The organism is Arthrobacter hankyongi (assembly GCF_022012395.1).
GTDB lineage: Bacteria > Actinomycetota > Actinomycetes > Actinomycetales > Micrococcaceae > Crystallibacter > Crystallibacter hankyongi.
In genome coordinates this window covers 78,235-90,930 of the sequence record NZ_JAKLTQ010000020.1, presented here as the reverse complement: position 1 = coordinate 90,930, position 12,696 = coordinate 78,235, and the positions used below count along the sequence as shown (strand labels likewise).

Annotated in this window: 13 protein-coding genes; 6 read left to right on the top strand and 7 right to left on the bottom strand. The window is 66.1% G+C overall.

The annotated features are described in order from the left end of the window. Positions 1–487 (bottom strand): putative antibiotic biosynthesis monooxygenase (locus LVY72_RS19785; RefSeq protein ID WP_504863544.1); only part of this gene is annotated, 487 nt, incomplete at its 3' end. Between the two features lie 205 nt (positions 488–692). On the opposite strand from LVY72_RS19785, the gene LVY72_RS24955 reads away from it, so the two are divergent. From LVY72_RS24955 to LVY72_RS19765, 5 genes are all read left to right on the top strand, one after another. Beyond that, entirely contained in the window at positions 693–854 is a 162-nt protein-coding gene (locus LVY72_RS24955; protein ID WP_372463738.1) for a LuxR C-terminal-related transcriptional regulator, read from the top strand. 450 nt (positions 855–1,304) lie between these two features. Further along, a complete protein-coding gene (locus tag LVY72_RS19780) occupies positions 1,305–2,519 on the top strand; it encodes an epoxide hydrolase family protein (RefSeq protein WP_237825651.1) in 1,215 nt (404 codons plus the stop codon). 9 nt (positions 2,520–2,528) lie between these two features. After that, the gene (locus tag LVY72_RS19775; protein ID WP_237825649.1) at positions 2,529–3,515 is read left to right on the top strand and encodes a thioredoxin family protein; all 987 of its coding nucleotides are present in this window, start codon (positions 2,529–2,531) and stop codon (positions 3,513–3,515) included. Positions 3,516–3,526: 11 nt separating this feature from the next. After that, positions 3,527–4,258 (top strand): alpha/beta hydrolase, encoded by a 732-nt coding sequence (locus tag LVY72_RS19770; protein WP_308190850.1) that lies wholly within the window; start codon positions 3,527–3,529, stop codon positions 4,256–4,258. After that, positions 4,259–5,170, top strand: coding sequence for an alpha/beta fold hydrolase (locus LVY72_RS19765; protein ID WP_237825639.1), 912 nt, complete (start codon positions 4,259–4,261; stop codon positions 5,168–5,170). 231 nt (positions 5,171–5,401) lie between these two features. Here LVY72_RS19765 and LVY72_RS19760 read toward each other — a convergent pair whose 3' ends face one another. The 4 genes from LVY72_RS19760 to LVY72_RS19745 form a co-directional block, all read right to left on the bottom strand. Then, positions 5,402–5,749 carry a UBP-type zinc finger domain-containing protein gene (locus LVY72_RS19760; protein ID WP_237825637.1) on the bottom strand — a complete coding sequence of 116 codons (348 nt, stop codon included), beginning with the start codon at positions 5,747–5,749 and terminating at the stop codon, positions 5,402–5,404. A gap of 78 nt (positions 5,750–5,827) precedes the next feature. Next, entirely contained in the window at positions 5,828–6,787 is a 960-nt protein-coding gene (locus tag LVY72_RS19755; RefSeq protein ID WP_237825634.1) for a DUF5996 family protein, read from the bottom strand. 208 nt (positions 6,788–6,995) lie between these two features. Beyond that, entirely contained in the window at positions 6,996–7,235 is a 240-nt protein-coding gene (locus LVY72_RS19750; RefSeq protein WP_237825626.1) for a hypothetical protein, read from the bottom strand. A gap of 239 nt (positions 7,236–7,474) precedes the next feature. Continuing rightward, positions 7,475–9,406, bottom strand: coding sequence for a glycoside hydrolase family 15 protein (locus tag LVY72_RS19745; RefSeq protein ID WP_237825624.1), 1,932 nt, complete (start codon positions 9,404–9,406; stop codon positions 7,475–7,477). Positions 9,407–9,513: 107 nt separating this feature from the next. On the opposite strand from LVY72_RS19745, the gene LVY72_RS19740 reads away from it, so the two are divergent. Further along, positions 9,514–9,840 (top strand): alpha/beta hydrolase, encoded by a 327-nt coding sequence (locus tag LVY72_RS19740; protein WP_269092711.1) that lies wholly within the window; start codon positions 9,514–9,516, stop codon positions 9,838–9,840. A 228-nt stretch (positions 9,841–10,068) separates the two neighbouring features. Here LVY72_RS19740 and LVY72_RS19735 read toward each other — a convergent pair whose 3' ends face one another. Continuing rightward, entirely contained in the window at positions 10,069–10,986 is a 918-nt protein-coding gene (locus LVY72_RS19735) for an SDR family oxidoreductase (protein ID WP_237825620.1), read from the bottom strand. 1,004 nt (positions 10,987–11,990) lie between these two features. Continuing rightward, the gene (locus LVY72_RS19730; RefSeq protein ID WP_237825618.1) at positions 11,991–12,497 is read right to left on the bottom strand and encodes a universal stress protein; all 507 of its coding nucleotides are present in this window, start codon (positions 12,495–12,497) and stop codon (positions 11,991–11,993) included. Positions 12,498–12,696 lie beyond the last annotated feature (199 nt).

Below are 12,696 nucleotides of genomic sequence, written 5' to 3'. Positions count from 1 at the left end.
CGTGGATAGACAGGTCCGCGTGGGTAACATGGTCCGGCGCCCCGACGACCAACTCGCCCAGCACCGCTCCTGCGACACCGCGGCTCTGTTGAATGAGAATGTCCGCACCTGCTTTGGATATGGTCTCGGCCAGTTTTTGCTGCCCATCGGGGTTGTCGGCCAGGGCGTGGATATGCCACAGCGACGGCGAGGAACGCAGCCTGCACCGATGGCGCAGTGCCGGGGCATGCAGCCAGCCACGCAGCGCATGCCGCGCCGAAGGTTCGGCCACCCAGATCACCAGCACGGTGGCCGTCACGGTCAGGACCAGCACCTTCAGCACGTAGGGCAGGGCCGCGTGGACCACGGCAGCATGCACCAGCAGTTCGATGGGCAGCATGGCCGCCACATTGGCCAAGGTGAGACGTACCTTCTCCGGATGTGGCAACTGCCCGCAGGAATCACAAGCCAGCGCGGCGCCGGCGGTTTCACTGTCACGCCGTTTCATGACTCCAGTCTGCGCGGACTGCCTTTCACCCCGGTGGCCGCTGCGCCAAGAACAGATCAACGGTATCCAGCATAGCTAAAACTCCAGGACGGCCCTTGGCCCAGCGGACGGACGCCGGTCCGGGAGCTGCCGGGGCGCTGAAGAAGACGGGGTCGGCGCACTGCCAGGCGCACCGCCTACTTCGACGGTCGGCCTGTGTAAACCGATGCCTGTGGTGGACATGCTCGGCATGTCCGGAAACAACCAGCTGACTCCTCAAGAAGCCCAGATTGCTCACATAGCCCGGGAGGGTCGCACAAATCCTGAGATCGGCGCTGAACTCTCCATCAGCGCCTGTACGGTGGGTCATGGTCACTTCCGAACATGACAGGGCGGTCGGTGCGGCCTTCCCCATGCGACCCTCCGCGAGTAGGATTCAGTCATCCTCGTATGCGCTGATGCCGCCACGAGGCTTGTCTCGTCATCCGATGACGTGCATCAGCATCCCGGCTGGTTCACGGCGGTCTGGGATTGCTGTGGTCGACGGCAGATGAGAGTTGGTTAACGCCTCGACCTCCCGCCTCACATGGTCTGCTATGCCAGGGGAAGCATCCGATGGTCAAACGAGCCGTCGACCATGCCGACATAGCAGCTGGTGGCGATCAATTTCATGACCGGCACGGCAAGTGCCGGGCTGTTCGGGACCTGTGGCGGCAACAACCCGTCGAATACACGCCGTCGCGCCCGTGAACAGCGCCATGCTGCGAGACGGCGGAGTAGGTTCGGCGCGTCTGAATGCAGCCGCTCGAGGGACGAAGAGCGGAGAAACGAGGAGACCATGACCGCCACGACAGGTCGTCCGACCGACGAGAGCTCGATCCGACCCTTCCGCATCGGCTTCCCCCAGGACGCATTGGAGGACATGCGTCGCCGCATTGCCGCGACGCGCTGGCCGGAGCGTGAGACGGTAACGGATGACTCGCAGGGCGTGCCGCTCGCGACCATGCAGGCCCTCGCCCGCCACTGGTCCACCGATTACGACTGGCGGGCATGTGAGGAGACCCTCAACGCGCTCCCGAACTTCATCACCGAGATCGACGGGCTGGACATTCACTTCATCCACGCCCGCTCCCAGCATGCTGGTGCGCTGCCGCTCATCATCACGCATGGGTGGCCGGGCTCGATCATCGAACAGCTGAAGATCATCGAGCCCCTCACGAACCCAACAGCATATGGTGCGGGTGCGGACGACGCGTTCGATGTAGTGATCCCTTCGTTGCCCGGCCACGGGTTCTCCGCCAAACCGACCGACACCGGGTGGGATCCGTCCCGCATCGCCCGCGCCTGGGTCGTGCTGATGAAACGGCTCGGCTACGACCGGTTCGTGGCGCAGGGCGGCGACTGGGGGGCCGCGGTCACGCAGCAGATGGGCCAGCAGGCCGCCCCGGAACTGCTCGGAATCCACTCGAACATGCCTGGCACCGCGCCAGCAGACCTCGACGGCTACCTGCGCGGCGAGCCGGCGCCCCCCGGCCTCTCGGACGAGGAGCAACGTGCCTACGATCAGTTGAGCGCGTTCTACGCCAAGCACGTCGCATACGCCCTCATCATGAGCACACGCCCGCAGACGATGTACGGCTTGGCGGACTCCCCGATCGACCTGGCGGCGTTCGCAATCGACCACGGGGACGGCACCGGCCAGCCTGGACTGGTTGCGGAAATCCTGGACGGGCGCTTGACCGGCGACCTGACGCGGGACGACATTCTCGACAACCTCACACTCTATTGGCTGACGAACACCGGCGTCTCGGCCGCCCGGCTGTACTGGGAGAACACGGCGGCGTTCTTCGACGCGAAGCCCATCACGATACCCTTCGCCATCAGCGTCTTTCCCGACGAGCTCTACCAGGCCCCGAGGAGCTGGGCCGAGCGTGCCTACCCGGACAACCTCATCTACTACAACCGGGTCGACCGGGGCGGCCACTTCGCCGCATGGGAACAACCGCAGTTGTTCTCCTCCGAGCTCCGCGCAGCATTCAGATCCCTGCGGTGAGGGCCCGGAGTGTTTCGGCACCGCAACGACCTGCCAGCCGAAGGGGTACTGCCTCCGTTCGACGGCGCCACCGCGTGGCTCAACTCACAGCCCCTGGGACCGGCGGATCTCGGCGGCCGGGTCGTGCTCGTTAGCTTCGGCACCTACACCTGCATCAACTGGATCCGCTCGCTGCCCTGGGTACGCGCATGGGCCGACGCCTACACCGGCCACGGGCTGACGGTCGTCGGCGTGCAGACGCCCGAGTTCGACTTCGAGGGCGACCTTCACAACGTGGCCCGCGCCATCAAGGAGATGGACGTCCGCTACCCGGTCGTGGTCGACAACGACTACGCCGTCTGGCAGTCGTTCGACAACCACTACTGGCCGGCGCTGTACTTCGCTGACGCCAAGGGCCAGATCCGGCACCACCGCTTTGGAGAAGGAGAATACGAGCAATCCGAGATGGTCCTCCAGATGCTCCTGCGCGAGGCCGGCACCGAAATCGAACAGGGCCTGACGACCATCGAGCCCCAGGGCGTCGAGGCCCCGGCCGACTGGTCCAGCCTGGGGTCGCCGGAAACATATCTCGGCTACGGACGTGCAGTCGGATTCGCTTCGCCGGAACCGGTCATCCCCGACGACCGCCGGCTCTACTCCGCGCCGGCCGTCCTGCGGCGCAATCACTGGTCCCTGTCAGGCGACTGGCGGACCGGCCCCACAGCTGTCCGGCTCAACCAGCCCAATGGTTCGATCTCGTACCGGTTCCTGGCCCGCGACCTCAACCTCGTGATGGGCCCGCCGGCGACGGACGAACCGGTGCGCTTCACCGTCCTCCTCGACGGCGAACCGCCGGGGCCCGCCCACGGGATCGACGTCGACAGTCACGGCAACGGTACCGCCGAGTATCAGCGGATGTACCAACTGATCCGTCAGCCCGAACCGATCCGCGACCGGAAATTCGAGATCACCTTCCCCGACCCCGGTGTCGAAGCCTTCGTATTCACCTTCGGATAACCCAGGAGGAAATGATGTCCGAACCAGCACCCACTCCATCGCCCACAGTCGTACTCGTCCACGGCGCCTTTGCCGAAAGTTCCAGCTGGAACGGGGTGATCGAGCTTCTTCAAGCCGACGGAGTCCAAGTGTTCGCCGTCGCAGTCCCACTTCGCGGCATCTCTTTCGACAGCGCCTACGTCGCAAGCGTGTTCGCCCAGATCCCCGGGCCTGTCCTCGCAGTCGCCCACTCGTACGGCGGCGCAGTCATCAGCAACGCCGCGACCCAGAGCCCGAACGTCGTCGGCCTCGTCTTCGTGGCCGCTTTCGCCCCCGACGAAGGCGAGAAGCTGAGCGACATCACCGCCGCCTCCAAGGACAGCGTCCTCGGCTCGGCGTTAGTGCCCCGCCAATACCCGACTGGCAGCGGAACCGGAACCGAGTTCTTCATCGACCCGGCGAAGGCCCGTGACGCATTCGCAGGAGACCTGACCGATGTGCAGGCAGCGTTGATCGGCACCGTCCAACGACCGGTCACCGACATCGCGTTCGGGGAACCGTCCGGTGTACCGGCGTGGAAGACCCTGCCCTCCTGGGCGGTAGTAGCCACCGCCGATCGTGCCGCCGGGACAGACGTCACCAGAGCCCACGCTCAGCGGGCCGGCGCCGCCATCACCGAACTGGACGGCTCACACGTCATCATGATGTCCCAGCCCCAAGCCGTGGCCGACGTGATCAAATCCGCAATCGCCGAGGTCAGCTGAATGGACGCGCCCGCATTCGGGCCAGTCCACCAGATCGACGCCGGCGTGTTGAACGTCGGTTACGTGGACATCGGACCGGCCAACGGTCAACCCGTCGTTCTGCTGCACGGATGGCCCTACGACATCCATAGCTACGCCGACGTCGCGCCAGCGCTCGGTGCCTCCGGCTATCGCGTGATCGTGCCGCACCTCCGCGGCTTCGGCACAACCCGCTTCCTCTCCGACACCGCGACGCGCAACGGCCAGCAGTCCGCCCTGGCCGTCGACACGATCGAACTCATGGACGCACTCGGCATCGAGTCGGCGATCATCGCAGGATTCGACTGGGGTGCACGGTCCGCGAACGTCGTCGCAGCGCTCTGGCCCCGCCGCTGCACGGCCCTGGTGTCCGTCAGCGGCTACCTGATCGGCAACCAGGCGGCGAACGCCGAACCGTTGCCGCCATCGGCAGAGCTTTCGTGGTGGTACCAGTTCTACTTCGCGACCGAACGGGGCAAGGCCGGCTACGCCAAGTACCGCGACGACTTCGCGAAGCTGATCTGGCGCACCGCCTCACCTAGCTGGAGCTTCGACGATGCCACGTTCGAGCGCAGCGCTGCGTCCTTGGACAACCCCGACCACGTCGACATCGTGATCCACAACTACCGGTGGCGACTCGGCCTGGCGCCAGGCGAACCCCGTTACGACGGCTTGGAACAACAACTCGCGACGAGTCCGCCCATCACTGTGCCGACGATAACCCTCGAAGGTGATGCCAATGGCGCACCCCACCCGGATCCGGGCGCCTACGCGAAGAAGTTCACCGGGCAGTACAAGCACCGATCCCTCTCAGGAGGGGTCGGGCACAACCTGCCGCAGGAGGCGCCCGAGTCCTTCATCGAGGCCATCAAAGAAGCCGGCAACATCCGGTAGTCACGACGAAGTCAAAGCCGTGAGCATGGACCTGCCTGCCATCTTCGCTAGAACCACAGTCGTGCTTGCTCCGTAGTCGGTGTTCCAGGGCGTTCACCGAGGCCGACCTCTGCGGCGACCTTCGGGGCGGTCAGTTGGGAATACCTCTCAGGCCAGCAGGAGCGGCTCGATATTGATGGTGGGCCGCGGCCCGTCAGCCACCCAGAGCTTGACGCCGGGCGGCGGTCCGTGTCAGTGGAGCTGTTCCTCCCAGTCGGCGGGCACCCGTGAGGCAGGGCCCGGGATCGGCTGGTCCGCCGGGTGATATGCCGGGGGCGCCAGGTCCGGGCCGTCAAAATAGGTGGAGCTGCGGTAGTCCCAGAACCAGTTTTCGCCCGGTTCGAAGCTGCGGATAACCGGGTGCCCCGTTGAGCGGGCATGGGCGGTGGCGTGCTGGGAGGGCGAATTGTCGCAGCAGCCGATGTGGCCGCACTGGGCACACCGCCGCAGGTGCAGCCACCAGCCGCCGCCGGCTTCGCATTCGACGCAGCCGGTTCCGCTGGGCGGCACCGTAACATCGATGCCGGTGGTTTCGCCCATGGTTGCCTCCTCGCACGAATATGTGTGGAACGCGGCCAACTTTACGCCGGCTGGACCTCCCCGGGGAGGGCTGCGGTCCTACTGGTCACGGGCCGGCCGATGCCGCCACCTCTCGGGATCCGTCTCAAGCGCGGCGCGGTCCCAATGCCCGGCCTCCGCTGCGGCAATGTACGTGGAGTGCAGGAACTGCAGCAGATGCCGGTCCGGGTCGGCCGCGCGGCGGACTGCCTCATAGGGCAGCAGATAGAGCCCCAGCGCTTGGTCGTAGGCTGCCCCGGCCGGTTCCACCGGGTGCCCGGACAAGCCAGCGGGTTCAGGGTAGGCGTAGGCATAGAACGCACCCTTGTCCCCGCCGCCGGGCCAGAAACCGCAACTGCTGAGTTCGTGGGAGTAGCCCTCCACCATGACCCAGTCGGCGCAGTTCGGGGCCCCTCCCGGGTGGGTGGGCGCCGGCCGGCCGGAGAACCGTGTGCAGGCCAGATCCATTCCTCCCCAGAAGAAGTGCACGGGGCTCACCTTGCCTCGAAAATAGGATCTGAACACGTTAAGCACGCGGTCCGCTTGAATCAGTTGGTGCCCTAACAGCCGGGCGGCTTCGCTGTCATAGGAGGCATGCCGGTAGTCCTCGGTGAACGGTATGGCCGGTTCGACCTCGTTCGGCACCGCCCGGATAGCCGTCTTGATGCCTAGCCGGCCTAGGGCATCGAAGGTCTCGGCATAGAATTCGGCCACCGGCTTCGGGCTGAGTTGCACGATGGCGCTCGTACCGTTGCTGGTGCGCAACCGCAGGACGTGCTCGAAGAAATCGAATTCCATGTCGAAAGCGTCGCGGCCGTAGGGGATCGACGACGTCGTCAGCCCGCGCGGGGTGACGTACAGCGTCACCTGCCACCAGTGGTTCAGCATCGGCGCATGGGCCATACGGATCTTGCCGACGATCTGGATCCACAGGTGGAGGGTATCCCTGGTCCCGGCCCAGTCCTGGACCCGGAGTTCCGGCCACCTGCTGCCGGCACCGTTCCCCGCTGGGACTCCCATTTCACGGCCTCGCTTCCGGTCCTGCCCGCGGTGGCCCCCCGCCGCAGGATAATCCGGCATCATCGGCTGGCCGCCTGCTCTGAGGCTATCCCCCGTCTGCAGACGCGGTAAGGATTCAGGGCACGGGTTTAGCGCGGAAATCATCTGTCAATAAGCCGGGTGCCGTCCGATGCGGCCAAGTGCCATGCCAAAGCGCTGCCGGCCAGCCCTAAAGTGTCGGTCCGAAAATCTCAGCTACGACGTCACGGCGGAGGACGACTGTGTGTGTCCACCCCGCCCGGTCCGATTCCGGATAGACGTAGTAGCCCCGTCCTTCCCCGGGCCCACCAGCCGCCCGGTCGATGGCGGCGACCGAGGACGCACTCAGCGGCCCCAGCGGCCCGGCGCTGCGGATCTCCTCGAGCTCATCCGGGGCCAGTGCTTTGATCATGCCTGCAATGTCAACCACGATTGCCTCCTTACCGCTACCGCACCGGCCGCTACCCGCCGGACACGGCATAGGTTATGCCGCGAACATGATGGCAGTAAAGGGCGTCTGAACGCGTCTCACACCGGCGGCGATACGACTTGGCCGAAGTGAGACCCCGGGGATCAGCAGCCTGTCAATCTGGCCGCTTTCTTCCGTCCCGAATGGATTCGGTCCGTCCGCGGGGAAACCTCCAGAACGCGCTGGTACAGGCTCTGCTGTCACGTGTTGCGGTGTGCCGGGGCGAACTGCGCCGCGCGGTCGGTCTCTTCGGCGCGGATCAGGTGCACGAGCGCGTTGATGAGGGCCAGGTGGGTGAATGCCTGTGGGAAGTTGCCCAGGTGACGGCCGCTCACCGGGTCCAGCTCCTCCGCGTACAGCCCGAGGGGACTGGCGAGGGACAGCAGACGTTCGCACAGTGCCTTGGCGCGGGCCACCTCTCCGATCTCGACGAGGGCTGAGACAAGCCAGAACGAGCAGATCGTGAAGGTCCCCTCATCGCCGGTGAGCCCGTCGTCGGTCTGCTCGGGGCGGTAGCGCAGGACGAGCCCGTCCCGGGTGAGTTCATCGGCGATGGCTAGGACTGTGGCACGCACGCGTGGATCGTTGGCGGGCAGGAACCGGAGGAGCGGGATGAGGAGCAGCGAGGCGTCGAGGTTCGTTGTGCCATAGGACTGAACGAACACACCGCGGTCGTCGACACCGTTGCGGCAGATGTCCTCATGGATCTCCTCGGCGATGGCGTCCCACTTCCGGGCGTCATCGGCCTCACCATGCAGCCGCGCCAGCCGGGCACCACGGTCCAGAGCGACCCAGCACATGAGTTTGGAGGAGGTGAAGTGCTTCGGTTCGCCACGGACCTCCCAGATGCCGTGGTCGGGGTCACGCCAGTGGGCGGCGGCTTGCTCGACCTGGCGGAGGAGGAGGGGCCCCATCGGCTCGGAGAGCTGGTCGCGGTACTTGGTATGGAGATAGACGGAGTCCAGCATCGTGCCCCAGACATCGTGCTGCCGCTGGTGGACCGCGGCGTTGCCCACACGGACGGGGCGGGCCCCGTCATAGCCGTGGAGCCCCTCGATAATGGACTCGGGAAGGTCCCTTTCGCCGTCGATGCCGTACATGATCTGCAGGTCGTCCTCGGCGGCGACCTCGCGGATGAAGGCGAAGAAGTCGTCGGCCTCCCGGTCCAGGCCGAGGGTGTAGAGCGCCCACAGCGCGAAGGTGGAGTCGCGCACCCAGGTGTACCGGTAGTCCCAGTTCCGCTCTCCGCCGGGCGTCTCGGGCAGCGACGTGGTGGCCGCGGCGATCAGCGCTCCGGTCGGCGCATAGGTGAGGCCCTTCAGCGTCAGCGCGCTGCGCTGCAGTTCCTCCCGCCACGGGTGGTCCGGGAACTCGCCCACCGTGATCCACTGCCGCCAGAACTCAGTGGTCTGCCACTGCCTCTGAGTGGCTTCCTCCCACGTCCGCGGCGGGGGCAGCGACCCCCAGGAGAGCGCGATGAACGCCTGCTCGCCCTCGGTCATCCGGCTGCGGATGACCACGGCGGAGTCCTCGATGCCCAGCCGGTGGTCGGTGGTCAGACGCAGCACCGGATCCCCCTCGTCGCCGCTGACGGTCCTGGCCTCCCCGTATCCGGGGCTGGAGAACTCCCACCGTGCCCGCCGTCGGCCGTAGCCGAAGACCGGCTCGCACAGCACGGACAGCTCCACGGTTCCACTGACGCACCGGACGGTGCGCAGCAGGCAATGCTCAGCCTCGTAGTTCGTCGGCGGGCGGCGGTATCTGTGCGCCCTGTTCTCGGTGTGGTGCCACGGACCCATCACCAGGGCATCCCTCACGATCATCCAGCCCGTCCTGGCCTGCCAGGTGGTCTCCAGGATCAGGCTGCCGGGGAGATAGCGGCGCGCAGTGGGCACCCGGACGCCGTAGGGCGCCACCTTGAAGACCCCCGCGGCCCGGTCGAGCATGGTGGAGAACACGCTCGGGGAGTCGTGACGCGGCAGGCACATCCACTCCACCTGCCCGCTCGGTGCGATCAGGCAATTGGCCTCGCAGTCGGACAAGAACCCATAGTCGGCGATCGGCGGGAACGGGCTCGCGCCTGCCTCGGGCCGCCGCCTCCCCGCGGCCCCTGATCCGGCGTCGATCCTCACTACCCCAGTATGCTCCCCCAGACTGGAAGCGGGAATCCGGGCTCCCGCGCCCAGAGCTGCGACGAACCCGCCCTGCGCTGACTCATCGTCAATCCCATCCGTGAAGGATGTCTGCGGCCCCCTTCCCGGACCTTTCCCATGAGTCAGCGTGCAGCCTTGACGCTACTGGAGTAGAACACGACCGGGGAGGCCAGGTGGGCCGCGGGAGCTCAGTCATCACGAAACCGGCCTGGCGCGTCCTGCCCAGCTGGTACCTGCTCACCACGGAAGACCGGATGATCCCGCCGGCCGCGCAGCGCGCAATGTCGGAACGGGCCGGTTCACCGGTCACCGAGGTTGGCGCCAGCCACTCCGTGTACGTCTCACAGCCGCAGGCCGTGGCGTCACTGATCAAGGAAGCCGCAGGCGGCGTGCCTAGCGCCACCACGCAATAGCGCCCCGTCACCGGGGGCGGGGCGCCTTCATGCATACCTGCCCAACACACCCCGAATTGCAATGATTATCGTTTCATCAATGGCAGACCGCCCCCTGCCGCCGGCCTTTCATCCCCCAGCGCCAGGCCGGCAGTGGTGTGGGCAATAGTGGGCCCCCCATGACGGCCGGGGCCCTTCCCCCCGCCACAGCCTGTGCGTCAGCGGCGCCCGGGACCTGCGTACCACCTGTCAATCCGGCTGATCGGCACTGGCGATAGGGTGACCGAGGCTTGTGATGAACCGTCCGATGGCGTCTTCAGCCGTGGGCGTCCCGAAGACTTCACCCTGGCGGGTCGTGTCTGCCACGTAGCGGCCCGTCTCGAACCACTCAAGCATGGCGGCCATGTCCTTGGGAGCGGGGGCGACGCCGCCAGGGGCCTCTGCCGTGCCGGACATACCGATTGGCCTCGGCCCTACCTTGATCTGCCGGCCGAGGAGACGGCTGGAGATGTCGGCGACGTCCTGGATGCTCACGGGACACTCCCACCCAATGTCGATCCGCTCCCCTGCGGCGATGTCGGCGTCGACAGCCGCGGCGAGGTACGTGGCGAGGTCGGTGCTCAGGACGAACGTCAGCGGGACACGGGCAGCGCCCGGCCAGGAGAGGCTGCCCTGGGCGAAGGGGTCTCCACCGAATCTGGCGACCTGGTCCAGCAGGGCTCCAGGGCGGAGAGCCACGAAGGCGACGTGCTTGTCCTCCAGCCGGTCTTCGGCGAGTTTCTTATGCCAGAAGTGGGGAACCTGCGGCGTCTGGTCGCAGGTGAGGATGCTCGTGAAAACAAACCTGCGAACACCGACCTGTGCCGCCGAGTCGGCGAGATTGCGGTTTCCGACTACGTCGATCTCGGACGTGTCGCCCTGGCTGTGGCCGGTGTAGCCGGCGGCGGTTGTTACCACGGCGTCGACGCCGCCCATGGCGCGCGCCAGCGAGGCAGAATCCATCATGTCTCCCCGCGCGATCTCGACCCCGGCGGCCTCGAGCCGGGCGGCGTCGGAACCGGGCCGCACCAGGGCCCGCACCTGCCTGCCGCGGTCCAGCAGCGCTGTTACGACTTGGCTTCCGAGATACCCGGTGCCGCCGACAACCAGAACCGGTGAACTCTCCACAATTCGACTCCTTGTCCGTTGTGCCAGACTGGGCACGGCCTGCCAGGTGTTCCCAATATGGCCCGGCAGGCTGTGTAAACGGAAGGGCACCGCTGCCTCATTCGGTCAGGGCCTGACCTTTCCCGGGTCACAGGGGCCTAGATGAGGATCCCGATCATCGCCGCAGAGAAACTCACGGCTACGCCTGCCGTTCCTGTACCTTCATCCACGCGATGAGCGGGTCGTGTCTGGGACCACTTTTGTCGGCCCGGTTGACAGCAGCACCAAGGACGTCTCAGGCCACCAGCAGTGTCTGAAGAAATGTCACGTGCGGAAGGACGGCATGTTTTGGTGAACGATCCCACGGTCATGTCACCCGAACGGTCCGGGTCCATGGAGAGGCGTCGGCAGGAAAACCGCCGGCGTCGGCAGCACAGAAAGGGAACCACCACCGACGGCCCCGCCGCAACCGGGCCGCCACCGGGCAGGTCACAGACTCCTGCGGCCCAACAATTCCATAGCCCGCCGGGACCCCGCACACCTCCCGGAACCGAAGTCAGAGGGACCCGTGCACAAGTGCACATACTCAACGAGGAAAAACCCCCCGACTTGGGGAAACTCTGTGCCCGAGGTGGGACTCGAACCGGCTTCCCGCCCCCGCAAACACAGGGCTCCCCCGGAAACCTGGCGGATCCGGCCCGGTCCGGCCGATGTACGGCCCGGTGCGACGGCAAAAGTGTGCACGTTGTGCACACCCCGTTACCCGGTCCCCCGCCGCGGCACCTCCTGGCCGCTATCCCGCCGGCAATCACCTACAAATGGTCCAGTCCCCCGTGATCGCCGCATGGCTGCCGGATGACATATCGTCCGGTTATCGGCGTTATGAGAGGTCGGCAAAAAACGCCTACAGCGGCCCCATGCGCGTTGTAGGCGATAGGAGGGGATTGCTTGAGCACTGCCCAACCCTTTTCCCTGAAGATGTCCGGGTCGATGATGTCGTCATGCTCCGGTGCGGGCACACACCGTTAACGGTGTTCATTAAAGGGACGGGGATCGATCGGGACGACTACCACCGGCCGGTGCTGATGGTGGGCCAGATGAACGGCCACTGACCCGACGATGATCTCTTCAAGAGCATGGGCAATTCCCGGTTCGCGTGTTCCGACCACGATCATTGATGCACTGATCGAATCTGCAGCCTCAGACAAGGCGCGCGCCGGTTCGCCGGTCAGGGTCCGGAACGACCAAACTACCCCGCGTCCGGACAGAGCCTCGGACAGATTGGCCCGGATTTGTTGGGCGGTCCGTTCCACGTAGCTGTAGTCACCGTCGGGATCGATAGGCAGCAGAACCATGGACCCATCCGGCAGAACCTGCTCATAGATAGAGGGATCCACGTGCACGCATGCCAGGTCCGTTCCAAGGCCGGCGGCCAGCTCAGCTGCCCGCCGCACCACGGCCGCCCGCTGCCCCGGTATCACGCCAACCAGAACGGGGCCCATGGAAGGCCGCGGCGCATCCGGCTTGTCCACGAGGGTCCTTTCTGCCTCCGGACCTCGCACGGTGGGATCCGTCCCGCCGCCTGACTGTACCCCCGGGGGCATCTCGTTGGATTGCCGGAAATTGACGTGTTGATCCGAAGAGATCAGTTGCCGCGAGAACAGGAAGCGGAGACACGCCAAAGCCATCCTGCGGTACGCAGGCAGTAAGCGGTACGCAGAAGGCGGGATG